29 protein-coding genes and 1 tRNA gene are annotated in these 21,274 nt (G+C 59.7%); 15 read left to right on the top strand and 15 right to left on the bottom strand.

Translation table 11 applies throughout. The features are described from left to right. Positions 1-351 precede the first annotated feature (351 nt). From WDB88_RS07970 to WDB88_RS07945, 6 genes are all read right to left on the bottom strand, one after another. Positions 352-1,302 carry a BRCT domain-containing protein gene (locus WDB88_RS07970; protein ID WP_339107143.1) on the bottom strand — a complete coding sequence of 317 codons (951 nt, stop codon included), beginning with the start codon at positions 1,300-1,302 and terminating at the stop codon, positions 352-354. Positions 1,303-1,611: 309 nt separating this feature from the next. Continuing rightward, positions 1,612-2,037 (bottom strand): SMI1/KNR4 family protein, encoded by a 426-nt coding sequence (locus WDB88_RS07965; RefSeq protein WP_339107142.1) that lies wholly within the window; start codon positions 2,035-2,037, stop codon positions 1,612-1,614. A gap of 492 nt (positions 2,038-2,529) precedes the next feature. Beyond that, a complete protein-coding gene (locus tag WDB88_RS07960; protein WP_339107141.1) occupies positions 2,530-2,757 on the bottom strand; it encodes a DUF982 domain-containing protein in 228 nt (75 codons plus the stop codon). A gap of 346 nt (positions 2,758-3,103) precedes the next feature. After that, positions 3,104-3,334 carry a hypothetical protein gene (locus WDB88_RS07955; RefSeq protein WP_339107140.1) on the bottom strand — a complete coding sequence of 77 codons (231 nt, stop codon included), beginning with the start codon at positions 3,332-3,334 and terminating at the stop codon, positions 3,104-3,106. Further along, positions 3,331-3,537 (bottom strand): cold-shock protein, encoded by a 207-nt coding sequence (locus WDB88_RS07950; RefSeq protein WP_339107139.1) that lies wholly within the window; start codon positions 3,535-3,537, stop codon positions 3,331-3,333. The genes WDB88_RS07955 and WDB88_RS07950 overlap by 4 nt, the downstream gene beginning before the upstream one ends. A gap of 554 nt (positions 3,538-4,091) precedes the next feature. Next, positions 4,092-5,414 carry a hypothetical protein gene (locus tag WDB88_RS07945; RefSeq protein WP_339107138.1) on the bottom strand — a complete coding sequence of 441 codons (1,323 nt, stop codon included), beginning with the start codon at positions 5,412-5,414 and terminating at the stop codon, positions 4,092-4,094. A gap of 193 nt (positions 5,415-5,607) precedes the next feature. Between WDB88_RS07945 and WDB88_RS07940 the strand changes: the two genes are divergently transcribed. Both WDB88_RS07940 and WDB88_RS07935 read left to right on the top strand, forming a co-directional pair. After that, complete coding sequence (locus WDB88_RS07940; protein ID WP_339107137.1) at positions 5,608-5,790, top strand: type II toxin-antitoxin system HicA family toxin; 183 nt, start codon at positions 5,608-5,610, stop codon at positions 5,788-5,790. Positions 5,791-5,849: 59 nt separating this feature from the next. Further along, the gene (locus WDB88_RS07935; RefSeq protein WP_339107136.1) at positions 5,850-6,242 is read left to right on the top strand and encodes a type II toxin-antitoxin system HicB family antitoxin; all 393 of its coding nucleotides are present in this window, start codon (positions 5,850-5,852) and stop codon (positions 6,240-6,242) included. Positions 6,243-6,273: 31 nt separating this feature from the next. Here WDB88_RS07935 and WDB88_RS07930 read toward each other — a convergent pair whose 3' ends face one another. From WDB88_RS07930 to WDB88_RS07900, 7 genes are read right to left on the bottom strand one after another with little or no spacing between them, the layout of a single operon-like run. Further along, positions 6,274-6,618: a hypothetical protein gene (locus WDB88_RS07930; protein WP_339107135.1), complete on the bottom strand. Its 345-nt coding sequence runs from the start codon at positions 6,616-6,618 to the stop codon at positions 6,274-6,276. An 11-nt stretch (positions 6,619-6,629) separates the two neighbouring features. Further along, positions 6,630-7,283, bottom strand: a complete 654-nt coding sequence (locus WDB88_RS07925) for a glycoside hydrolase family 19 protein (protein ID WP_339107134.1) — start codon at positions 7,281-7,283, stop codon at positions 6,630-6,632. A gap of 43 nt (positions 7,284-7,326) precedes the next feature. Beyond that, entirely contained in the window at positions 7,327-7,710 is a 384-nt protein-coding gene (locus WDB88_RS07920; RefSeq protein ID WP_339107133.1) for a hypothetical protein, read from the bottom strand. Positions 7,711-7,714: 4 nt separating this feature from the next. After that, entirely contained in the window at positions 7,715-8,131 is a 417-nt protein-coding gene (locus WDB88_RS07915; protein WP_339107132.1) for a hypothetical protein, read from the bottom strand. Between the two features lie 4 nt (positions 8,132-8,135). Next, on the bottom strand, positions 8,136-8,747 hold the full coding sequence (locus WDB88_RS07910) for a hypothetical protein (protein WP_339107131.1): 612 nt from the start codon (positions 8,745-8,747) through the stop codon (positions 8,136-8,138). Beyond that, positions 8,744-9,358 (bottom strand): hypothetical protein, encoded by a 615-nt coding sequence (locus WDB88_RS07905; RefSeq protein WP_339107130.1) that lies wholly within the window; start codon positions 9,356-9,358, stop codon positions 8,744-8,746. Before WDB88_RS07905 ends, WDB88_RS07910 begins: the two co-directional genes overlap by 4 nt. Then, positions 9,358-11,619 (bottom strand): hypothetical protein, encoded by a 2,262-nt coding sequence (locus tag WDB88_RS07900; RefSeq protein ID WP_339107129.1) that lies wholly within the window; start codon positions 11,617-11,619, stop codon positions 9,358-9,360. The genes WDB88_RS07905 and WDB88_RS07900 overlap by 1 nt, the downstream gene beginning before the upstream one ends. 61 nt (positions 11,620-11,680) lie before the next feature. Between WDB88_RS07900 and WDB88_RS07895 the strand changes: the two genes are divergently transcribed. The 4 genes from WDB88_RS07895 to WDB88_RS07880 all read left to right on the top strand — a co-directional run bounded on the left by WDB88_RS07895 (position 11,681) and on the right by WDB88_RS07880 (position 13,062). After that, entirely contained in the window at positions 11,681-11,956 is a 276-nt protein-coding gene (locus WDB88_RS07895) for a DUF2312 domain-containing protein (RefSeq protein ID WP_339109500.1), read from the top strand. A gap of 187 nt (positions 11,957-12,143) precedes the next feature. Continuing rightward, entirely contained in the window at positions 12,144-12,578 is a 435-nt protein-coding gene (locus tag WDB88_RS07890; RefSeq protein ID WP_339107128.1) for a TerB family tellurite resistance protein, read from the top strand. Further along, positions 12,578-12,736 (top strand): hypothetical protein, encoded by a 159-nt coding sequence (locus WDB88_RS07885; RefSeq protein ID WP_339107127.1) that lies wholly within the window; start codon positions 12,578-12,580, stop codon positions 12,734-12,736. Before WDB88_RS07890 ends, WDB88_RS07885 begins: the two co-directional genes overlap by 1 nt. A gap of 53 nt (positions 12,737-12,789) precedes the next feature. After that, complete coding sequence (locus WDB88_RS07880; RefSeq protein WP_339107126.1) at positions 12,790-13,062, top strand: hypothetical protein; 273 nt, start codon at positions 12,790-12,792, stop codon at positions 13,060-13,062. Positions 13,063-13,181: 119 nt separating this feature from the next. Here the strand turns inward: WDB88_RS07880 and WDB88_RS07875 are convergent, their stop codons facing one another. Then, positions 13,182-13,316 carry a hypothetical protein gene (locus WDB88_RS07875; protein ID WP_339107125.1) on the bottom strand — a complete coding sequence of 45 codons (135 nt, stop codon included), beginning with the start codon at positions 13,314-13,316 and terminating at the stop codon, positions 13,182-13,184. A 57-nt stretch (positions 13,317-13,373) separates the two neighbouring features. Between WDB88_RS07875 and WDB88_RS07870 the strand changes: the two genes are divergently transcribed. Genes WDB88_RS07870 through WDB88_RS07850 form a run of 5 tightly spaced genes read left to right on the top strand, consistent with a single transcriptional unit; the run spans position 13,374 to position 16,032 of the window. Continuing rightward, complete coding sequence (locus WDB88_RS07870; protein ID WP_339107124.1) at positions 13,374-13,595, top strand: hypothetical protein; 222 nt, start codon at positions 13,374-13,376, stop codon at positions 13,593-13,595. Positions 13,596-13,646: 51 nt separating this feature from the next. Then, positions 13,647-14,159, top strand: a complete 513-nt coding sequence (locus WDB88_RS07865) for a hypothetical protein (protein ID WP_339107123.1) — start codon at positions 13,647-13,649, stop codon at positions 14,157-14,159. After that, positions 14,156-14,794 (top strand): hypothetical protein, encoded by a 639-nt coding sequence (locus WDB88_RS07860; RefSeq protein ID WP_339107122.1) that lies wholly within the window; start codon positions 14,156-14,158, stop codon positions 14,792-14,794. Before WDB88_RS07865 ends, WDB88_RS07860 begins: the two co-directional genes overlap by 4 nt. Further along, positions 14,795-14,995, top strand: coding sequence for a hypothetical protein (locus tag WDB88_RS07855; protein WP_339107121.1), 201 nt, complete (start codon positions 14,795-14,797; stop codon positions 14,993-14,995). Continuing rightward, a complete protein-coding gene (locus WDB88_RS07850) occupies positions 14,992-16,032 on the top strand; it encodes a tyrosine-type recombinase/integrase (RefSeq protein WP_339107120.1) in 1,041 nt (346 codons plus the stop codon). Before WDB88_RS07855 ends, WDB88_RS07850 begins: the two co-directional genes overlap by 4 nt. Before the next feature lie 84 nt (positions 16,033-16,116). Here WDB88_RS07850 and WDB88_RS07845 read toward each other — a convergent pair. Further along, positions 16,117-16,200: transfer RNA gene (locus tag WDB88_RS07845), tRNA-Leu, on the bottom strand. A 215-nt stretch (positions 16,201-16,415) separates the two neighbouring features. On the opposite strand from WDB88_RS07845, the gene WDB88_RS07840 reads away from it, so the two are divergent. The 4 genes from WDB88_RS07840 (at position 16,416) to WDB88_RS07825 (ending at position 21,197) form a co-directional block, all read left to right on the top strand. Further along, positions 16,416-16,994, top strand: a complete 579-nt coding sequence (locus WDB88_RS07840) for a YqaA family protein (RefSeq protein ID WP_339107119.1) — start codon at positions 16,416-16,418, stop codon at positions 16,992-16,994. After that, positions 16,991-17,461, top strand: coding sequence for a disulfide bond formation protein B (locus tag WDB88_RS07835; protein ID WP_339107118.1), 471 nt, complete (start codon positions 16,991-16,993; stop codon positions 17,459-17,461). The genes WDB88_RS07840 and WDB88_RS07835 overlap by 4 nt, the downstream gene beginning before the upstream one ends. Before the next feature lie 142 nt (positions 17,462-17,603). Continuing rightward, the gene (gene gyrA / locus WDB88_RS07830; RefSeq protein ID WP_339107117.1) at positions 17,604-20,408 is read left to right on the top strand and encodes a DNA gyrase subunit A; all 2,805 of its coding nucleotides are present in this window, start codon (positions 17,604-17,606) and stop codon (positions 20,406-20,408) included. 84 nt (positions 20,409-20,492) lie between these two features. Then, positions 20,493-21,197 (top strand): porin, encoded by a 705-nt coding sequence (locus tag WDB88_RS07825; RefSeq protein WP_339107116.1) that lies wholly within the window; start codon positions 20,493-20,495, stop codon positions 21,195-21,197. The last annotated feature ends 77 nt before the right edge of the window (positions 21,198-21,274 follow it).

The following is a 21,274-nucleotide window of genomic DNA, read 5'->3' as shown; positions in this document are numbered from 1 at the left end:
CAGGCGCGCTTTAACTTGTCAGCGGTATCGGCACGAATTTGCGCCCCCGAAGACAGACGGAAGAAACCGCATTTCACTGCCGAGGTGGCGCCTATAGATCAGCTGAATTGACCCGCACTTTTTCGCCCTTCGTAAAGCTGCACTTTATCTACCGCCCCAAGGTAGCTTGCGGTATTTTATGCTGCAAGATGCGACGAATGGCCGGTTCGGGAAAACTATTACGCAGCGTTGTTTCTAAAAGCGAGTGACGGCTCAGGGCCGGACACCAAGCGCATCCAGCACGCTGGCAATAAAAGAAGTTCAGGGCCTTTGCTCCACGGCAGCGCAGCCGAGGCCGTGCTTGTAAGGTGTTCAAGTCCCTTGCCCGTACATTTTGATTGCCTTCTCTAAGGCGTGTTCTGCAACGAACCGCAACTTGTAACCCTCGACGATCAGCTCTTTTGCCCGCTCGATCTTCGTCCCGAAATGCGTGGTGCGCCAGTTCTTTGACGCAGTCGAGGATACAACCACATAATCTGTTCGGCGTACGACGGTTTTCCCGACCTCACCGCCACAACGTTCGATCTCCTCAATGATGAAGCTGCGGGTACCCATCCTCATGGGGCCTGTCAGAACAAAGCACTTACCTACAAACTCGATCAGTGCCGGGTCGAAAATCGGTTCGTCCAGCTGTGCGGTGTTGCCAATGTTCGGAACACCCGTATCCACGTAACCGTCGCCGACCAGCAAGGCGATCCACTGCCGGATTTCCTCTGCCTCGTCGGCGCTCAGCACTCTGTCTGCCATCGCGGCCTCGGTCGCACGCCAAAGATCACGATATACCGGCGAAGATGTAAGCGTGTCGCTCGACCTAATCCTTGAAAGTATGGCGTCGGCTTCTTCGGGGAGGATCAGTCCATCACAGACGATACCAGCGCAAAACCCGAGGAACTCGTTTACTTCGTCACGATCACTGTAGGGCGCTGTGGCTTGGATCTCATCCCTTTTGTCGGCGATTACGTCTTCCAACGCTGCCATCAAGTCATTTTGGCCGGAAAAGCATCGCGCGCGGATATCTTCAGCCAAGTCCGACGCATCAGGATCGTCGAAAAACTCCGCGAATTTGTCGGCTTCAGCGAGGATTGCGGCCTCCTCACCAGGCTCAATCGCGTGAGATGAAAGGGCGCCTTCGAGAAAGCCGATCCAGTAGACCTCACGCTTTCTATCGTTCGCGCCCTTTTGGATGCGGTCGATATCTGCACTGGTTTTCGGAGGTGACGTGGGTGATGAAATCTTGGAAAGTGCATTGTCAGAAAGAGACATGAATGGGCCCTTTGGATACGAATGATCCAGCGTAGGCACAGAGATCTGACTTAGGCAAACATTTTCGTAGCTTGATGTCGGGCAAATCGCCACAGCGATCAACCGCCATTAGTGGCCCGATGTTACCATGATGATGTGAACGGCGGCTTTAGGGAAGCTGCGCCGCAACGAAGCTCATTCTGGCGAAGGTCCGGATAGGGCCGGAGACGTCGATACAGCGGTGCGGCCTGCTGATTGGGCTGCCGCGCCGCCGCATGACCGGTTTGAGCCCAAAGCGGACGGTCAGCCTTATTGGGTTGGCAAAAACGCTTAATTGCCGCCGACCCATACCTCTGCTGCCCAGGCGGCAACCGATGGCCACGCTTCATTTGTCGCGCCATCATGGCTCCAAAATCGCACCGACCCATCCTCGAGCAAGCAATAATAATCGCCGTTATCCGTGCTGATCGGAAGCCAATCCGATGGGACGCCGACCGCCCTCGCATCGCCCAACTCCGCAAGTAGATCGCCTGGCGCTCCAAGCATTTCTCTATCTAATGCTAAGATGTCGAACGCCCCCACGAACGCGTTGCTTGAACGCTTCAAGAGCGTTTTATAATCGTCTGAGAAGGTGAAGCCGGTCGCTACCTCGTATCGCCTTATCAGGTTGTCATCTGGGAGACTTCCCCTTCGATGCTCAGGGGGATCAAGGCGATCAACGACGTCCACGACGGACTGGATACTCGTCTGCATCATCACTCTCTTGATAGCCTACCCAATTTTTATCTTAGCCCGTGTCACGAGGTGCTCGCAATATTCGCGACCGTCCGCTTCGTCCCGCTTTGCGGAAACTGGGCAACCGGGTGATGCTGCAGAATACCACGAATGACCGGTTCAATGAACTGCATCGCCGCGTACACCCGCCAGATGAATGTCCGGACAGGGCCGAAAGACGTCGATACAGCGGTGCGGCCTGCTGATTGGGCTGCCGCGCCGCCGCATGACCGGTTTGAGCCCAAACTACCATATTCCGCCGGCACAGCATTTCGCGAGTGCAGAAGGGGCATGCCACCAATGACTGCCCCAAGTCGCCGTTCGCTCAGGACGCTGCCAGTTATGCAGCATACCCGAACCGGTCATACCGGTCTGCAGTGCTTGTGGTTTGGTCGGCCACGGTTAATAGTGCAGATCCAACGCCCGTTATTGACGCAACTTTCATTGCGAACCCGCAGCTTTCTCGATGCTTGGTCAAGACGCGTCTTTGACGGAGATAAACCCTGCCGAAGTTGCTGCGGCCAGAAAGGCGCAGCGGGCCTCTTCTACTGGAACGAGGCAATCCATCGCCGCATCGATCTTTGTCAGGGCCAACTCTCTGGTCGCATGGGCGGCGGGCCATTTGCGCTTAAGCCAGTAACGGGCTTTTTCGATCGTGCTGAACCGTTCCACAGCGCCATCATGCGGTGCAATTAGGGTCATCTGGTGACCCCAGTGAATTTCTATCATCTAGTTTTTATTTTCTTTTTCGTCAGACGAGGAGACCGCATCATGCGGTGCTTTCGATATGTCTTTGTGGGGGGCTGGTGCAGCTTTGGGGGCTGCAGATCTGTGGAAGCTGTAGCCTTTGCCTCCGTAGTGCCGTTTCGCGGGCTCACTCAGAAAGGCTTTCAGATCCAGTTGCTTCTTCGGTGATGAATATCCCATGCGGGTTTCCTTATACAGATCCCGCCACAAGTTTTGCGGAAGATCGAGACAATGCGCTGGTGTCGTGGAACTGTGAAAACCGGAGGACAGGTCGGCATTCGGGCCGACCTGAACCGGAGGGTCATTCCTTGAGGGCGGCTTTCTTCTGCATCTCCCGCGCCGCCTTCAGGCGTGCGGTTTTCTGAGCGCGGATCTCGGCTTCTTCGTCAAGGATTTCCCAGGCGGCGCTGGATGTTTTATCCAGAGCGGTGGCAGGGCCGGTACTTGCTGTGCGTGTCGCGGCGCCTGCGGTCCGGCCCTTACGATCGTGGACCGGAACTGCTTTGAACAGATCGTCGAACTTGTGCTTCACGCAAGCTCAAGATTGCTGGCCGACTCGCGACCATCACGACCGGATTCGATGTCGAAGGTCACCTTCTGACCATCCTCAAGCCGCGAGATTCCTGCGCGTTCAACAGCAGAGATGTGCAGGAACACATCCTTGTTGCCATTTTCCGGCTGAATGAAGCCGAAGCCTTTAGTGGAATTGAACCATTTCACGGTGCCATTGGCCATATCCGTGGTCTCCTTGATTATGCTGCCCGCAAAATTGCGACAACCCGGCAAATGTCGATCCAAGTCGAGAACCGGAACCGAATGAACGGAGACAGCATGTCGAAGAGAAGAAACGTAGCTCCTACTGCATGACTGGTTTGGGACCATACGGCAAGCTTTATTATTTTTATTTTGCGAGTGGCACTGGAAACGCGCCTCGAGATGTACTCACTTCCACTGTAGATCTAGAGCGCGCGGTTGCGGCGCAGGCCCGGTTTTCGCCCTGCGCGCCAACGCTCTCGCGTGTGCAGTAAAAACTAAGTACCTGCGGCAAAGGGCAGCTTCGTCCGCATTCCGGACGTCGAGCATTCGGAGCATGCTGCACAGTGCCACGATTGTCTGGTTCAGTGAACTGCATCGCCGCATAGATCGGCCCGATGAATGTCCGGATAGGGCCAAAGCCCACCCCCCACGAATTAGCCAGCCCTTAACCTGCCCGCGCTATCAAGATGGGGTTCATATGTCCTAAGGCGTGCAGAGTGTGGGGAGCCAATCGGCTCCCCTTTTCGGTTACATCAGTCGAAATCTAGTGCCCACGATGTCTGATAGGCATAGTTCGACCCTGCGCTCGGCGTGATTCTCACATCCAAAACCCCGTCATCACTAATCTCGAAGGGGATATTGGCCAGCTCGTTCGATGTTGCGTTAGTCGCTGCATCCAGCACCCCGACCGTTGCGCCGTTCACCACCACATCCCCACGCCGGTCGGTGCCAGTGGCCGCACGCGACGCGGCCAGCGTCAGCCGACCGGTCGCGCCAGTCGGCAAGCCCATATGCCGCGTCTGCACGAAAGCCTGCCGCGTGATGCTCTCCGCCGCAGAGGCATAGGTGTAATGCGTATTCATTGCCGCCCCCTGCAGCCGTGCGTCGGAGATAATCGCCGCATCGCCACCACCTTGGTTCGACGGGATAGACCCGCCGATGATATCCACCGCGAAATGCGGGCAGACCGCCCCCGTCTGATCGGTGATATAGCTGCGGAACTTCGGGATGACATTGACCGCCCCGCCATAGGTGACCGCATCGACCGCCGCCGCTGCGGTATCATCCCCCGCCGCACAGCGAAACACAAAGGACTTACCCGCCACATCAGCCCGCACGTCGTTGTCGTGCTGACGCTTGAGCTGGTACAGCAACCACTCGGGGAAGATATGCTCGACCGATGCCACCAGATGGGTTTTGTCGCCATAGGTCACAATCCAGCGCGACTCGTTCACCCATTCATACGCATCGATCTTGGCCACCCCATCCGAGGCGTAACGCGGCATTTCCTTTTCGATCCACGGGATAACATAGGCCTCGTTATAGGGCAGCGAGCCATTCACATCAGTGGCAGGGTCATTATACAGCACCGCCGGATCTGCCGTGTAGAACCGCTTCGTCACACTGGCCGCGGCAAACCCGCCAAAGCCAATCCGCTTCAGCCGGTCGGTGATGCCGGACAGGCCGGTGCGGATGAAATCCCCCTGCGTGTCATCCAGAGGCCGCATCGCCGTGATGTCATTGCCGGGGCGGTGCATCATAGCAAACGCCCGGCGCGCCGTGCTGGCATAATCCACGGCCACATCATCCAGCCGCGTCTGCGTCTGGGCCATCCGGTCCCCGCGCACGGCACGGTTATCGAGGACACCCCGATAGCCGAGGTTCCGGAACGCGGCCTGAATATACGCGGCCTGTTCGGTGCTATCGTCGCCATAATCCATCAGACTCGCCCCGATCAGCACAATGGCATCGGCCTTCAAAGGATCGAGGAAATGCCCCGGAATACTTGGGCGCGGGATGGGACGCGGATAGCCAAAGGGCGGGCGCGGGCCGCCACGTGAGGGGAAACGTGCCATGATATTATGCTCCTATTCAGGGGTTTATTGGCGTGTGCGTCATTGCGCACGGTCATAGGTTTCAACGGCCACACGGCGGCGGCCATCGCAGGCGCTTTCAGAACGCAGGCTCTGTGGCGCGCACCAAGTTTTTTGCGCATTTATATACACAAAAAACTTGCGAAGATTGGGGAATGTGTGTATATAAATACACATGGAAAGGAATAGCCGAAAGATCATCGACCGGCTCAAATCCGAAGGCTTTATCGAGGTTTCTCAAAGAGGATCGCATGCAAAGCTCAGGAAAGGAGATCGAACGGTGATCGTCCCTCATCCAAAGCGGGACTTGCCGACAGGCACCGCCCGCAACATCGCAAAGCAGGCAGGCTGGATTTAATCCGGCCTGTCGGCAGCCAAGGGACAAACGGGCCGTTCCGGCAAAGAGAGGAAAGAGAAATGAAATACTGGGCCATCGTCCATCATGATCCGGGTAGCGCTTATGGCGTGTCCTTTCCGGATGTCCCTGACTGCTTTGCAGCGGCAGATGAAGAGAAAGACCTGATGTCGTATGCTATCGCGGCGCTTGATGACTATTTTGCAGACGGCCATGAAGCCCCCCATCCTCGCGATCTGGAGGCGATCCGGAGCGAGGTGAAGGAAGATCTGGCCGAGGGCGCATTTCTCGTTCAAGTGCCCTTGGTGCGCCGTATCACTAAGACCGTGCGCGCAAATATCAGCATGGAACAGGGCCTTCTCGAAGCGGTCGATGAAACAGCAGACCGCTTGCAGATGAACCGGTCCGCCTTTCTTGCCCAGGCTGTCAGAAACGAGATCGAGCGCGTCGCATAAGACGGGAAGGGAGCCAACCGGCTCCCTTCTATCATTTCAAAACGCCGGCCAGCGCCGAAACCTTGGCCTCGGCCAGATCCTGCAGCACCTGCGCCGAAGGGCCGAGCCTGCTGATCGCGTCGGGCACCGAGGCTCTGGCGTAATCGACGGCGGCCTGTGTCAGCGCCGTGGGGCCCGCCCCTGCCCCCAGCCGCGCCAGCGCGAGCTGCGCGCCGGTCATCAGCGCCGAATGCAGCGCCTCGCGGTGACGGGCCTCGATCTCGATACCGAAGCGGCGTTTGACCTCGGCGGCGATCCAGCCGACCAGCGCGGTGACCGCCAGCGCCAGCAGTTGCAGGATGTGCGGCATCAGCGCCGCGATAATTGCGTCAAGCATGGGAGATCCTTTCAGAGCTTGAGAAGATGGGAATGGAGCGCGCCGCGCGTGGCGGGGCCTGCGAGGCCGTCGACCGTCAGACCGGCCAGCCGCTGGAAGGCCCGCACATCGTTCGGGCCCTGCCCCAGCAGCACCAGCCCCGCGCGGGTATAGAGGGCCAGCCGGTCGGCATAGCCGTTCAGCCCGCCATTGATGCGGCGGGTGATCATCTCGATATCGCCTTTATCGGCATAGGCATTGAGGCTGCGCCCCGCCCCCGCCTGCCAGAACCAGACCGCCGACAGCCCGAGCCACGGATCGCCCATGACCGCATCGGGCACCGCCTCGAAATCCGGCCCCTCGGCCCAGGCGGTGAAGCGGGCATAATTCGCCCGCCCCGTGATCTGGATCGGCCCGCGCCCGCGAAAGCGGTAGCCATCGCCCGCCTGCAGATTGCCCAGATCGCGCCGCCCCTCATAGCGGCGCTGCGCGCGGGTCGGGCCCCAGGCTTCCGCGGCATAGCGGAAGCGCGCGCTTTCATGCGCGATCTGCGCGACAAACTGCGCCATCCGGTGCGACGGGGCCATATCCCGCGCGCGGGGATCGGCCAGACCGGCCACCACCGACCGCATAAGCGGGGTTTCCCGACGGCCCGCGATGGCCGCCAGATGTGCTGTGCTCAGCATGTGGTTTCTCCATGAAAAAACCCCGCCCAAGGGGCGGGGTGTGTCAGTTCCAGAATTTGGACCCTGTGGCCCAGAGGAAAGCTTTCTCGCCGATCCGCCCGTGGCAGGCGTGGCGCACATCGGCGTAGCTCTCGGCCAGCTGGGCCTCGGTCAGGCCGACCACCAGCGCTTCGAACTCCATGCGCCCGACCGCGCGGATCTGCGGCCTGTCATCGAACCGCGCGGGCAACGCCGCAGACAGAAGCGAGGAAGCCGCCGAAACCGCGATCCGGCCAAACGACGTTGCAAGCAATGCGCTGGCCGCATTTGCCGCAACCGACCAGAGACTGGCCCCATTGGCCAGCAGCGCCCACGAGACCGGGCCAGCATGTGCCGGAACCGCGCTGACGGCGATCAGCGCGGTGGAGAGTAGAAGCAATTTTTTCATAGGGTCAGACCTTGAAGGCGCGGGTCATCATTCGGCGCGGGACAATGCCGCGCCCGTTCGGGGTAAGGATGTTGATGTGCGACACATCGACAAGGCCCACGGCCTCGGAGAGCGGGCCATCAACGGGAACAACGCAAATGTCGCCCATATTAACCTTGGAAAGCCGTTCATGCTCCGGCAGGCGTGAAGCAACAGCAGCGCCCAAGCTATCAAAGCCCATATCGGCCAGTAAGGCCGCAGCCGTTTCGGGGCTGTCGTATCGCCCGCGCAGATCGGCCACGATATCCTCGCCGGTCATCGCCAGCACAGCCCCGCCGCCAAGGCCGACAACGCAATCATGAGTGCCCCAGACATGTGCCAACGGTGTCTGACGCAAAATTTCGTCACGCAACCGGGCCCGCCAGTTGTTAAATCTTTTCATAGCATTACTCGTTGAATTTTATCGGGCGGCTGGTGACGGTGGATGCATACTCTACGAAGCGGTCACCGCTATTCCGTCGTTTTTGGTGCTGATCCGACGACTTCGCGGGATTGATCTGCCGCATCTGCGCGATGATCTCGGATTGGATCGTCAATGTGATCGACCCCTCCCCGCCAGCCGCAGGCGTCACAAGCGGTGCCTCGTCCACGATCCCCGCGAACATCAGCACCGGCATCGAGGCCATGCCGCCGCCCGCGCGCAGCCCGACATGGATCTCGACCGGCGCGCCCTTGATGATGTGACCGCGCAGCATGGACTGTGCCGCATCGGCAATCTGGCTCATGGTCACATTGACGGTCTTCGAGGTCAAATCCGCGACGTAGGTGATGGACCCGACAGACAGCCCACAGCCGCCAATATGGGTGCGCGCCTCAATGGTACCATCCGGACGCGGCATGTCCAGCGGAAGGTCATAACTGCCCGTCCAGAACGGAAAGGCTACGGTCTCGCCTGTGTCGCGATCCGTGGCCTCTACCGTGACGAACCAGACCGGCTCGATACCACGCTCCGGTGCGTCCTGTAGCGCGGCGATAAAGCCTGCGGGAAGGTCTCTCATGGTTTCTGCCTCAATGTCAGGGTTTTCTCACCCACCCGATTACCCGGAAGAGCTGCAGATGCTGCGGCATCAACAAGCATCATTTTCAGATAAGGCTTAGCCAGTTCAACCACTGCCCCGGCAGCAAGGATCATGGGCGGGAAAGGATAGACCGCAACCGGTCCTGCAACGCCGCTGTCGTCAGCAGTGACATCCTCATCAAACTCGGCAAACCAAATATGACCGCCATAAACGACGGATAACCGATGGCCAGCCAGAATGTCCGTGCCAGGGGCAAGCCCTGATAAGGTGATCGCCGTTCGGTCGGTCGAGAAGGACGAGATTACCACCCCACTCTGATCGAGCCCTTTATACATCGGGTCTGCGAATAAAAGGGTGCGATTGGTGCCGAGGCGGCGCATCTTCGCATCAAATGCCCGCCCTTCAGCGTGGGTCAGAAAACGTGGAATACCAACCTGCGCCGTCCATAGCGGTTCAGCCAGTTCTGCAGACCAAAACTGGCCCGAACCCACACCGCTGGTTTCCTCGTTGCGTTGCAGATCCATTGTACAGGACGACGGTATAATCAGATCGGAAATCCACCCCAGATCCGCAGGGAAAGAAATTGCCATCAACGCCTCCAATCTTCCCGAGTGATGCCAACTACACGAGCGGGCAGCTGTTCATCATAAGCCGCCAACGCCGAAACGATCTGATCCGCCACACCTGCCTGTGCGCCGCGCGCGTCAATCGAGATGTTACGCACGACGGTGGCCGCCCCGCTGCCCGCCGACTTTCTAAGCGCCGCCTGGGCCTGTGGAACATTCAAAATAGCCCCGTTTTGCGAGGGCACGAATATCTCACTGTTCGGCGTGTTCTCATTGACCAGATAGGCCGACCCCGCGCCGACCCCACCGCCAGTTGCACGCTTGCCGGAAAGCAGACTCGTAGCACTTGAAAATAGACCGCCGAGCAAGCCGCCACCGCTGCCCGAAGCGAAAACGCCCTCGTTAAAGAGTGCCGCTTGCAACGCCGCCTTGGCGATGGATTTTGCCAAATCCTCAAAGACGCCTGACAAGCTTTCACCAGAGACAATCGCGTCAAGAAAGCCATCTTTCAGATCGTCCGTCAGGCCATCCACAAACGCCTGCTGATCGGACAGTTGCTTATGCTTTTCGGTAAGGTTGCCAATAGCCTCGGCCTGCGCATCAATCTTTGCATTCAGCGCGTCATCCACTGTCATCCCACGCTTTTTGGCCTCATCAAGAAGCGCCCAACGAGCCTGCAGCTCCGCAACCTCGCCTGCTGATTTACCCAGCAATTCCATCTGCCGTTCGATGCGCAGCAGATCCTCGTCAGAGGCGGCGAAGAAAGGATCATCCTTCTTCTTATTGGCAGACTTCTTGGCGGCAGATGCCGCAGCGGCTTGGGCTTTCTGCCAAGCGATCAGCGCCTGTCGGTTTTTTTCCGTAGCCGTCGCATTCTCGATGAAGGCCCTACGCTGTTCATTGATCGCGTTGGTCGCAGCAGAGTCAGAACCGGCGGGCGTCTCAGTCTTGCTGTCGAATTCCAGACCCGCCAAGGCTGCGGCGCGGCCTACCGGATTATCTTTGTACTCTAGCTCGATCTGGGAACGCTGCAGGTCAGTTACGCTCTGCGCCGAAAGTTCGATGGCATTATTCACCGCCCGCTTCAGTTGGTCTGCAATACGCCCTGCAGCGCTGGCTCCGCCTCCAAGCGCCCCTGCCGCCCGATCTGCAGCACCCTCAAGTTCAACCGCAGCATCGCCCGCTTTGGCAACTTCTGTGTATAATTCCAACGCCCCCTTCGACATATCATCGGTCGAACCAAGCGCGCTTTTCAAATAGCGCACCAATTCTTGCGCCGCCTCTGCTTGGGCTGCCGGGCCCTCCGCTTGCTGCAGTTTCTCAAGACCAGCTGCTACCTGCAGCGCAACCCCACGCGTTGTCTCCAGTTTATCTGCCAACTCATCAAGCGTACGAGTGTCGTAACCGCCGAAGTTCAAGCCGTTAACAATATCTAGAATCTGCGCGTTGGGCTGAAGATTTTCAGACTGCAGCTTGCCGAATTTCTCAGAGATCCCAACGAGCGTTTGGTCCAATTTTTCTTGGGTGTTGGTCTTGCTAATGTCCTCCAGCGCAGCAAGGAAATCACGCGCCGCATCCGTCGCTTTACCATATTTCTCTGCAAGATCGGCAGTTGGTAGAATGGCTGCATCTACAGCCGCGCTATAATCACTGACGGCACTCTTGAGATTTTTGATCTGCTCATCAAGTGTTTCAACCTTACCGCCGATTTTAAGAAATGCTCCGGCCAACGGAAATGCCAAAGCGGACACCGTCCCAAGAATAGCCCCGAGCGCACCGAAGCCGCCCAGAAGCTGCGGCATCTGCTGACCGAGGGCAGTCGTGGCCGCTGTTCCTGCCGAGATCTGCACAAACAAATCCTGCAGCTGATAACTGACGTTCTGGATCTGGCCGCGAGCTGACGGCGAAATGCCGGAGAAAGATTTGGCCATTTTCACATTAGAGGCCGTGACTTTATTGGCAGTCGCCACAACTGCGCCGCCCGCTGACGTGCTGGCTCGTGCAAGGTCGGCGTTCAGAGACTCCAGAGCCTTCTCGTAAGCCCCCACCGAAAGCTCAGGCTTGATCCGGTTTAGCTCGGCAAGCTGCGCATTGTACTTCTGCTGCGCGGCATAAAGTGGGTCATACTTATTGCGAAGACGGTCCAATTCAGCAGAAAACGCTCCAGCGCTCTGTTCCGCGCTGTTAAATCCCGTGACCGTCTTAGCATTACTGCGAACAAATGCCTGCTCAGAGCTGTTCGCTGCCTTGAACGCCATGCCGACCATTCCGATCACCGAGGACACGCCCGCTTTCCTCGCCAAAGCCGCCCACAGCATCAGCCGCACAAAGGCTGGCAAGCCGCCGATGAAAGAGGATGCCGACTTCAAGGCCGCCGCCGAGAAGGCCTATCAGGTCACCGCCGACGAGCTGCGCCAGTTCATCGAGCAGTTCGAAAGCCTTGCCGCCGAAAAGGCCGATATCGCCGAACAGCAGAAGGACGTGATGGCCGTGGCCAAAGCCCGCGGCTACGACACCAAGGTGATCCGGAAAATCATCGCCCTGCGCAAGCGCGACAAGAACGACGTGGCCGAGGAAGAGGCCATCATGGCGATCTACAAGGAAGCGCTCGGCATGGAATAGCGAGATTTGGCCCCATCCTCCCTGTTTCGGGGGCCAGATATGGGGCGGCGCAAATTCACCCCGCGCCGCCCCGAGACCCGAATTCGTCCGATCCCACTCGGATGATAGGCGGAAGCCGCGCGTAACCCGTACCCTGTTTGTGCATCGCAGCTTCCGCCGCCCTTTCACCAAGAACCAAGGAAGACCCATGTTTGGAAAACTGAAAGAACGCCTCTCGGGCGGCTCCAAAAAGCTGTCCGGAAAAACCGATCTGCTGGAAGGCATCTGCGCGATCAGCGCCCTTGTCGCCTGCGCCGATGGCGAGATCGAGGACTCGGAAGTGACCGGCGCACTGGAGGCGTTGCAGAACCACCCGACGCTGGCCACAGCCTTCAGCGGGACGCAGATCGAACAGGCGCTTGATAAGCAGCTCAAGCGCGCCAACGGCTCGATGACCGGCAAGCTCGCCCTGAAGCGCGAGATCGAGGAGATGAAGTCCAAAAACGCCAGCGACGAACTTGAAATGGCGCTGATGGTCGGCATCGATATCGCGATGGCCGATGGCGAGCTGGAGCCGGAAGAGAAGATCGTGCTGACCGATCTGGCCAAGCGCCTCGGCTTCAACCTGTCCAATTACCTCTGATGGACTGGCTGAAATCCCACGTCATCAGCTGGACCACGTCCGCCGCGCTGACCCTGACGCTGTTGCAGGCAATCACCCCGTCCATCCTCGACTGGATCCTGCGCGCGATGATCGTGGGTCTTGTCTGGCTGGCCGCGCGCCTGTCCCGCCTGCCCTGACCCTGCCAGCCCGCCTCTCGCGCGGGCTGCGCCCTTCACCCGAAGAGGTTGCCATGTTCACATCCCGCCGCAAATCCAACGCCATCCGCGCCGCGAAGATCACCTATCTCGACCATCTGGCGAAAAACCGGCCCTTCTTCCTGATGGGCCTGCCGAGCCGTGCCGACCGGATCGGCGCGCTGCGCCTCGCCGCCCGCGCACATAATCTGACGATGGACGATCTCTGCCCGCATGTCGGGGCCTGCACCCCCGGCAAGTGCAAGGGACACAAACCCTCGGGCACCGCAGCCCTGCCCGCCGGCCCCAAGCTTCTGCCAAGCGCCTGATCTTCCGGTGCCCGCCCCCGTGCCGGGGCGGCATCCCGAAAAACAGGAATTCGCGCGACGGTCGCGCGGATGATCTGCGGGGGCAATGCTGTCCGACGCACCCCCGCAGATCCAGTCATTCAGGAGGCCACATGCTGATCGCCATCATCGCAGGCGCGGCCATCGCTGCCGCCCTCGCCATCGCCGCCGCAAGAGGTATGACCGATGAATGACCCCGTGCCACCCCGCCGCGTCCCTTCCGGCTGGTGGATCATCCCCGCCGCTATGTGTGGCGTGCTGTTTTGGGGCGCGTTGGCCGCTTGGGTGTGGCTGTGAGCGAGCGGCATATCTTTCCTATCGACGCAGTAGATGTCGCTTCTCTGCACTGCATATGCGGGGCCTGCGGAGCGGTGTTCGTCATCGAGTATGACGCGCTCACCGAGGATGGCGTGGACGTGGAGCACGATTTTCAGGACTGCCCTGAATGCGGCGAAATCTATGACGCGCAGGCCGTGCGATTTCGGGCCGAGCTTATTGCCAAAGCCCATCCATAACCCCCAGCGCGGGCCACCGGCCCCGCTCAGAACAGCAATAAGGAGGCCGATATGGCGAACCCAATTCCAGAGAATGTTCGCGCGGTCACGGACCCGAACATATTGACCGCCGAAGAATGGATACACCGGACCGAGGCCGCGAAAGGATTCCTCGTTCAGCGCCACGGTTACAGGGATGAAGACTTTTACAAGGTATCCGATGATGAAGAGCCATGCCTCTACGGTTGGTCAAAGTATCGCCCTGAGTGGATCTCACAATCAGGCTTTGTCGCTGATCAGGCTATCCCGCGCGGGCTGATCCTGCACTGGCCTCCGGGCCTCGATGTTACTGGCGAGCCTCACGACGCTCACGACCCGATCTACCTGCTGGAAGACGCCGAGCTTTGGGCAAGCATGACAGACGACGAAATTCAGGCGCTTTGTGAAGAGCCCGCCCCCGCCACACAGGACACCACCCCCGCCGAAGCCAACGCCAAAGACGAACAGGCCGAGCGCCAGCGCGCCACCGGCCACCACGAGGACAGCGCGCCCGCCAATCGGGTCGTGAGGAAGGGGAGCCAATGACCCGCAACACCAGCAGCGCCGTCATGCAGCAGCGCATCGAGCCACACGATAGCCTGGACGATTTCCCGACCCCGCCGTGGGCCACCCGCGCCCTTTGCGACTGGCTTTTGTCGATCGGTCAGGATCTGGCCAGCATGGCCTGTCACGAGCCAGCCGCAAACCGTGGCCACATGGTGCGCCCCCTTCGCGAGACGTTCGGGGTCGTCACAGGCAGCGACGTTCACGACTACGGCGCGGGCTTCCCAATCGAGGATTACCTGTTTTATCCGGCGAATCCTGACAGCTTCGATTGGACGATTACCAACCCGCCCTTTCGGCTGGCCGAACAGTTCATCCTGAAGGCGCTCGCCCAGAGCCGCGCTGGCGTGGCCGTGATCGTGCGCAGCGCCTTCCTTGAGGGAATCGGACGCCACACGCGCCTGTTCTCGCTGCATCCGCCCACGGACATTCTGCAGTTCACCGAGCGGGTCGTGATGCACAAGGGCAAGCTGTCCGAGAACGGCAGCACCGCGACGGCCTACTGCTGGATCGTCTGGCGCAAGGACGCGGCGGGCGAGCCCGCGCGCTTTCACTGGATCGCGCCCTGCCGGAAGCGGCTGGAGCGGAAGGAAGATTATCGGGAAATGGAGGAATAGATGGGGAAAGCCGACTTTCCGGCCTTCATGCGCGACGTGACCGCAGCCCGTTTCTGCGACATGAAAACCGCCGAATTCAATGCGCTCGTAGCACGGGGCGCATTGCCCGCCCCCGGCCCGCTAGGGCGCTGGGATAGAGAGACCCTTGCCGCGATCTTGCGCGGCGATGCCGCGAAACCAAAAGACGAGTTCGACCTGTGAAAAAGCCCGACCTGCCATATCTCGCGACCAAGAAAATCAGGGGCGAGGAGCGCCTGTTCTATCGCATCACATGGCTGGATGGCGCAAAGCGGCGTGAGCGGTATATCGAGATCAAGGCCAATCCCGACACGCCAGAATTCATGGTCGAATACTGGGCCATCCGGTCGGGGAAGTCGCCAAAGATCAAGAAACCCACTATCAAGACAAGCTGGCGCGTGCTGATCGCCGAATACAAGGCGAGCCCGAAATTCCGCAAGCTGGCCCCGCGCACGCAGAAATCCTATAGTGTCTGGCTCAAAAAGATCCTCGCGAAGAACGCAGATAAGGACGTGCGTGACATGGACCGCGCCACCGTCCGCGCCATGCAGCAGAAACTGAGGGACACGCCACGGCAAGCTGACTGGTTTGTTCAAATCGTGCGGATCTTGTTTAACTTCGCCGCGAAACAGCTTGATTGGGATGTGAAAAACCCCGCCGAGGGGATCGACCTATTCGGCAAGCAGCGCGAGTTCGAGCCGTGGCCGGAGTGGATGGTCCAGAAGGCCGAGACCGCGCCGGAGGTAGTCCGCACCATGATCGAGGTGATTCTCGGCACCGGCCAGCGCCCGAGCGCTGCGATCGCGATGCGCCGAGACCAGTTCAACGGCGAGACCATGACCGTTACCGACGAAAAGGGTGACGAGGCTTACGAAGTATATTGCCCCGATTCCCTACGCGAATATGTCGAGGCGCTACCTGTGCGTGGCCGCCACCTGATCGCGAAGAACATGACGCAGCCGGTCAGCTATAACTCGGCGGAGAAGTCATTCAGCGCATGGCGGGAGACGCTCGGCGACAAGGCCAAGCCCTACTCACTGCACGGGCTGCGGAAGCTGGCTATCGTGCGGCTGGCCGAGGCCGGATGCACCGATGCGCAGATCCAAGCGATCACGAACCAATCGCCCCAGATGGTGGCCTATTACCGCAAGAAGGCCAGCCGAAAGCGCCTGTCGAAAGCGGCCCACAGGCTCGCGGAACAGAACAGGGACAGAACATGAAAGTGGGAACAGCATTGGGAACAGTCTAGAATGACGCCCATTCGGTCCGATTGCTGCAAGCTGAATTTTCGTTTAATTTCAGCTTGGTACGGGCGGCCGGACTTGAACCGGCACTCCTCTCGGAAGCGGATTTTGAATCCGCCGCGTCTACCATTCCACCACGCCCGCAATGCAATGTGCCTTGGTCTCTTACTGGGCTTCAAATCGCTAGTCAATGTCGCTACCGCATAAATCCCTGCGGTGCGGGCAAAATTGTGGAAAAACCGCGCATCCGCCAGAGACCTCACGGCAGACTGTCGCGACAGGGCCTGTTTTGAGGTTGAGGATGCTTGACCCTTCCTGCGGGTCAGGGCATCCCTTACAAACACAAAACAGGGGGCGACATGATCCGCCGACTCTATGACTGGACCATGCGTCTGGCGGGACATCGTCACGCCACTTGGGCGTTGGCGTTCATCGCATTTCTGGAAAGCTCGGTTTTCCCGATCCCGCCGGATGTCCTGATGATCCCGATGATCATCGCGGCACCGCACCGGGCCTTCCGGATCGCTTTTATCGCCACATTGGCCTCTGTCATCGGCGGCATCGTGGGATACGGCATCGGCTACGGGCTGATGGATAGCGTGGGCAAGCCCATTCTGGAATTCTACGGCAAATCCGACAAATTCGACGAGCTGGCCACCCGTTTCAACGAATACGGACCCTGGGCGGTGATCATCGCCGGTGTCACCCCCTTCCCGTTCAAGGTCATCACCATTTTCTCGGGGGTCACCCACCTTTCCCTGCCGATTTTTCTGGGATCCGCGGTCTTTGCACGGGCCTTGCGCTTTTTCGTAGTCGCCGCGCTTTTGTGGAAATTCGGCGCACCGATGCGTGATTTCATCGAGAAGCGGCTCGGGCTTGTGTTTACGCTTTTCGTCGCCTTACTGTTGGGCGGCCTTTATCTGGTGAAATATCTATGACCCAATCCCGCGCCTATATCCTTCTTGCGAGCGTCGGTTCGGCGACTCTTCTGGCCGCGGCCTTCCTGTTTCAGGCGGCGGGCTATGCGCCCTGCCATCTGTGCCTGCTGCAACGCTGGCCGCATCTGGTGGCGGTGATCATCGGTGCCGCGATGCTGGTTTTCCACCTGCGCAGCCCCTTCGCCTATCTCGGGGGGCTGGCGGCGCTGACCACGGCGGGAATCGGCATCTATCACTCGCTCGTCGAGCGTCATATCATCGCGGGCCCCACAAGCTGCACCTCCGGCGGGCCGGGGCTTGGCTCTGTCGATGACCTGCTGGACCAGATCAACCGCGCACCGCTGATCCAATGCGACCAGATCTCCTGGGAGATGTTCGGCGTCACAATGGCCAATCTGAACGTTGTTTTCTCTTTGGTGCTTTGGGTGCTCTGGATGCTGGCGGCAAGGTCCGGCGCGCGCAGCTGAACCGCGCCCAATCGCGCCCCTATCGAAAATGCATCGCCCCGAGCGCGGCCTTTCCCCGACAAGACGGGGAATGGAAGTTGCATACTAACCGTCGGGCGGGCTATAAGAAGCCCCAACAAGATCTAGAAGAATAGAGGCGCGCGTGAACGATACTCCCGATACGCCGGACACGGAAGATAAAGGGCCGGGACGCCCCTCTTCCGAGCAGTTTCCCATTGTCTCCATCGCGTCCGAGATGAAGACGGCCTATCTCGATTACGCGATGAGCGTGATCGTCTCGCGCGCGATCCCCGATCTGCGTGACGGCCTCAAGCCCGTGCACCGCCGCATTCTTTATGCGATGCATGAAACGGGCAATACGCATGACAAACCCTATCGCAAATCGGCACGTCCGGTGGGCGATGTTATGGGGAAATACCACCCTCATGGCGATGCCGCGATCTATGACGCTTTGGTCCGTATGGCCCAGCCGTTTTCCATGTCGCTGCCTCTCTTGGATGGTCAGGGCAACTTCGGGTCGATGGATGGCGATAGCGCCGCCGCCATGCGCTACACCGAGGTCCGGATGCAGAAGGCCGCCGCCTTCCTGCTCGCCGATATCGAAAAAGACACTGTCGATTTTCAGGACAACTACGATGGCAAGGACCGCGAGCCGGTCGTTCTGCCCGCGCGGTTCCCGAATATGCTGGTCAATGGTGCGGGCGGTATTGCCGTCGGTATGGCCACCAATATCCCGCCGCATAACTTGGGCGAAGTGGTCGATGCCACCCTTGCGCTGATCGACAACCCCGATATGTCGACCGAGGCGATCATGCAGATCATCCCCGGCCCCGATTTCCCGACGGGCGGTCTGATCCTTGGTCGTGGCGGTGCGCGCAAAGCCTATCTGGAGGGCCGCGGCTCTGTCGTGATCCGCGCCAAGACCCGTATCGAGGAGGTCCGCAAGGACCGTCATGCGATTGTGGTCGACGAGATCCCCTATCAGGTCAACAAGGCCGCGATGATCGAGAAGATAGCCGAGCTGGTGCGCGACAAGCGTCTGGAAGGCATCTCCAACATTGCCGATGAATCCGACCGTGTCGGCGTGCGCGTGGTGATCGAGCTCAAGCGCGATGCGACGCCGGATGTGGTGCTCAACCAGCTTTACCGTCTGACGCCTTTGCAGACCTCCTTCGGCTGCAACATGCTGGCGCTGAATGGCGGCCGCCCCGAGCAGCTGACCCTACGCGATTTCCTCACGCATTTCATCACCTTCCGCGAGGAAGTGGTGGCACGGCGCACCGCGTTCGAGCTGCGCAAGGCGCGTGAACGCAGCCATATCCTCTGTGGTCTGGCTGTGGCGGTGTCGAATGTGGATGAGGTCGTCGCCACGATCCGGTCCTCGGCCGATGCCGCCGAGGCCCGCGAGCGCCTGATGACCCGTCGCTGGCCCGCGCATGACATCGTCGAATATCTCAAGCTGATCGACGACCCGCTGCATCCGGTCAATGACGATGGCACCTATAACCTGTCCGAAGTTCAGGCCCGTGCGATCCTTGATCTGCGCCTGCAGCGCCTGACCCAGATCGGGGTGAAGGAAGTCACCGACGAGCTGGCGGAACTGGCCGAGAAGATCAAGGACTACCTTGCCATCCTTGCCTCGCGCGACCGGATCATGGCGATCATCTCGGACGAGCTGCGCGAGGTGCGCGAACTCTTCGCCGTGCCGCGCCGCACCGAGATTGCCGATTTCGTCGGCGATATCGACGACGAGGACCTGATCGAGCGCGAAGACATGGTCGTGACGGTCACCCAGTCGGGCTGGATCAAGCGCACGCCGCTGGCCGATTTCCGCGCGCAGAAACGCGGTGGCAAGGGGCTTTCGGGCGGCGGTCTGAAAGATGATGATGCGGTGACCACGATGTTCGTGGCCAATACCCATACGCAGCTTCTGTTCTTCACGACCGAAGGCATGGTCTACAAGATGAAGACGTGGCAGTTGCCTGCCGGTTCGCGCGCGTCCAAGGGCAAGGCGATCGTCAATATCCTGCCGATCCCCACGGGCGTTTCCATCGCCGCCATCACGCCGGTCGATCGCGATGAGGCCGAATGGGCCGATCTGCAGATGGTCTTTGCCACCTCGGCAGGCACCGTGCGCCGCAACCGCCTGTCGGATTTCACCAATGTCATGCGTAACGGCAAGATCGCGATGAAATTCGACGAAGAGAATGCGGGCATGCGTCTGATCAATGCGCGCATCTGTTCCGAGGAGGACGATGTGATGCTGGTCACCGCCAAGGGCCGCGCCATCCGCTTCCCCGTGCCGGAAGTGCGGGTGTTCAACTCGCGCAATTCGGTCGGTGTGCGCGGCGTGAAGCTTCTGGGCGATGACGAGGTCGTGTCGATGTCGGTCATCCGTCACTTCGATGCAACGTCGGAAGAGCGCACGGCTTACCTCAAGCAGCGCCGTCTGATGGCCGGTATCACCGAAGAGGACGAGGCCGACGAGGATGAGGACGCGGTAGAAGGCGGGCAGCTCTCGCCTGAGCGTTACGCCGAGATGTCTGCCGCCGAGGATCTGATCCTGACGATCACCGCCAAGGGCCTTGGCAAGACCTCGTCCAGCCATGACTACCCCGTGCGCGGGCGTGGCGGCCAAGGTGTGACCGCGTTTGACAAGAAGATGCGCGGCGGCGACCTTGTGGCCTCCTTCCCTGTCGAGATGGGCGACCAGATCATGCTGGCCACCTCGACCGGCCAGTCGATCCGCTGTCCGGTGGACGGGATCTCCTTCCGCTCGCGCGGTGCAGGCGGTGTGAGGGTCTTCAATACGGCCGAGTGCGAGACGGTGGTCTCTGTCGCGCGTATCGCGGATCAGGGCGACGAGGACGGCGAAGATCAGCCGATCACGCAAACGTCACAGACGGATGATACGCCACCCGCTGACGGCGCATCGGAACAAGAGTAAAATCACGGGCAGGCACATGTAGATGTGACCTGCCCTAAAAATTCTGTGGCGCAAGATCACAGACCAACGAGCAGAGTAGAGACAATGAAAAAGACAGCTATCCTCGCCCTTCTGGCCGGATTTGCGCCCTTGGCTGGCCATGCTGCCGATGTCGTCGGCGCCAATGTCGGCCTTTCGCATTACAACTTCCTTGATGCGGATTCGCGGGACAATTCGCGCACCAGCATCGGTGGCCAGATGGAAATCGGCTTTGCGCCGCAATTCTCGGTGCAGGGTGACATGGCACTGAACCGTTATTGGGACGATAGCTGGGACGGCGCATCCACCGCCCTGCATGCGATCTATAACATGAACGACACCATGAAATTCGGTGCACGTGCGGGGTATGAGCGCCTCGACAGCGATGACATCACCACGCTGGGCGTGGAATATGGTGCGGATTACGGGCTGTTCTCGGTTGAGGCGGCGTATAACCACATGAAGAACCACGATGCCGACCTGCAGGGCAATCTGTACAATGTGTCCGCCTCGATGCCGCTGAATTCGCAGGTCTCGGTGGGGGGCCGTGTGGATTATTACGACACCGATAATGTGACCGGCCGTCGTATTGCCGCAACCGGCGAATACAAGATGGGCAACGGCTATGCCATGACGGGCGAGCTGGGCTTCAATGATCCCAACCACGACGATGCGGAAAGCTATGTGGGGATCGGCCTGCGTGCCGATCTGGGCCAAGGTGGCGTCAGCTTCAGCGACCACAGCCTGTCGGATCTGATCGTCGGGCACTGATCTTTACCGACATGCGATGATGCGGCCATCCGGTGATCGGGTGGCCGTTTGCCTATCGACCGGTGCAAAAGGGTTTT

Source organism: Thioclava sp. GXIMD4216, assembly GCF_037949285.1.
In the GTDB taxonomy this organism is placed as follows: domain Bacteria; phylum Pseudomonadota; class Alphaproteobacteria; order Rhodobacterales; family Rhodobacteraceae; genus Thioclava; species Thioclava litoralis.
The sequence above is the reverse complement of the archived record's forward strand: the minus strand, read 5'-3'. Positions and strand labels throughout refer to the sequence as shown.

What these genes read in the sequence shown, in the direction of transcription:
- WDB88_RS07970 (WP_339107143.1), bottom strand. Translation starts at nt 1,302, where the DNA reads ATGTCTCTTTCTGACAATGCACTTTCCAAGATTTCATCACCCACGTCA.
- WDB88_RS07965 (WP_339107142.1), bottom strand. Translation starts at nt 2,037, where the DNA reads ATGATGCAGACGAGTATCCAGTCCGTCGTGGACGTCGTTGATCGCCTT.
- WDB88_RS07960 (WP_339107141.1), bottom strand. Translation starts at nt 2,757, where the DNA reads ATGACCCTAATTGCACCGCATGATGGCGCTGTGGAACGGTTCAGCACG.
- WDB88_RS07950 (WP_339107139.1), bottom strand. Translation starts at nt 3,537, where the DNA reads ATGGCCAATGGCACCGTGAAATGGTTCAATTCCACTAAAGGCTTCGGC.
- WDB88_RS07945 (WP_339107138.1), bottom strand. Translation starts at nt 5,414, where the DNA reads ATGGCACGTTTCCCCTCACGTGGCGGCCCGCGCCCGCCCTTTGGCTAT.
- WDB88_RS07940 (WP_339107137.1), top strand. Translation starts at nt 5,608, where the DNA reads ATGGAAAGGAATAGCCGAAAGATCATCGACCGGCTCAAATCCGAAGGC.
- WDB88_RS07935 (WP_339107136.1), top strand. Translation starts at nt 5,850, where the DNA reads ATGAAATACTGGGCCATCGTCCATCATGATCCGGGTAGCGCTTATGGC.
- WDB88_RS07930 (WP_339107135.1), bottom strand. Translation starts at nt 6,618, where the DNA reads ATGCTTGACGCAATTATCGCGGCGCTGATGCCGCACATCCTGCAACTG.
- WDB88_RS07925 (WP_339107134.1), bottom strand. Translation starts at nt 7,283, where the DNA reads ATGCTGAGCACAGCACATCTGGCGGCCATCGCGGGCCGTCGGGAAACC.
- WDB88_RS07920 (WP_339107133.1), bottom strand. Translation starts at nt 7,710, where the DNA reads ATGAAAAAATTGCTTCTACTCTCCACCGCGCTGATCGCCGTCAGCGCG.
- WDB88_RS07915 (WP_339107132.1), bottom strand. Translation starts at nt 8,131, where the DNA reads ATGAAAAGATTTAACAACTGGCGGGCCCGGTTGCGTGACGAAATTTTG.
- WDB88_RS07910 (WP_339107131.1), bottom strand. Translation starts at nt 8,747, where the DNA reads ATGAGAGACCTTCCCGCAGGCTTTATCGCCGCGCTACAGGACGCACCG.
- WDB88_RS07905 (WP_339107130.1), bottom strand. Translation starts at nt 9,358, where the DNA reads ATGGCAATTTCTTTCCCTGCGGATCTGGGGTGGATTTCCGATCTGATT.
- WDB88_RS07895 (WP_339109500.1), top strand. Translation starts at nt 11,681, where the DNA reads ATGAAAGAGGATGCCGACTTCAAGGCCGCCGCCGAGAAGGCCTATCAG.
- WDB88_RS07890 (WP_339107128.1), top strand. Translation starts at nt 12,144, where the DNA reads ATGTTTGGAAAACTGAAAGAACGCCTCTCGGGCGGCTCCAAAAAGCTG.
- WDB88_RS07885 (WP_339107127.1), top strand. Translation starts at nt 12,578, where the DNA reads ATGGACTGGCTGAAATCCCACGTCATCAGCTGGACCACGTCCGCCGCG.
- WDB88_RS07880 (WP_339107126.1), top strand. Translation starts at nt 12,790, where the DNA reads ATGTTCACATCCCGCCGCAAATCCAACGCCATCCGCGCCGCGAAGATC.
- WDB88_RS07875 (WP_339107125.1), bottom strand. Translation starts at nt 13,316, where the DNA reads ATGATCCACCAGCCGGAAGGGACGCGGCGGGGTGGCACGGGGTCATTC.
- WDB88_RS07865 (WP_339107123.1), top strand. Translation starts at nt 13,647, where the DNA reads ATGGCGAACCCAATTCCAGAGAATGTTCGCGCGGTCACGGACCCGAAC.
- WDB88_RS07860 (WP_339107122.1), top strand. Translation starts at nt 14,156, where the DNA reads ATGACCCGCAACACCAGCAGCGCCGTCATGCAGCAGCGCATCGAGCCA.
- WDB88_RS07855 (WP_339107121.1), top strand. Translation starts at nt 14,795, where the DNA reads ATGGGGAAAGCCGACTTTCCGGCCTTCATGCGCGACGTGACCGCAGCC.
- WDB88_RS07840 (WP_339107119.1), top strand. Translation starts at nt 16,416, where the DNA reads ATGATCCGCCGACTCTATGACTGGACCATGCGTCTGGCGGGACATCGT.
- WDB88_RS07835 (WP_339107118.1), top strand. Translation starts at nt 16,991, where the DNA reads ATGACCCAATCCCGCGCCTATATCCTTCTTGCGAGCGTCGGTTCGGCG.
- WDB88_RS07825 (WP_339107116.1), top strand. Translation starts at nt 20,493, where the DNA reads ATGAAAAAGACAGCTATCCTCGCCCTTCTGGCCGGATTTGCGCCCTTG.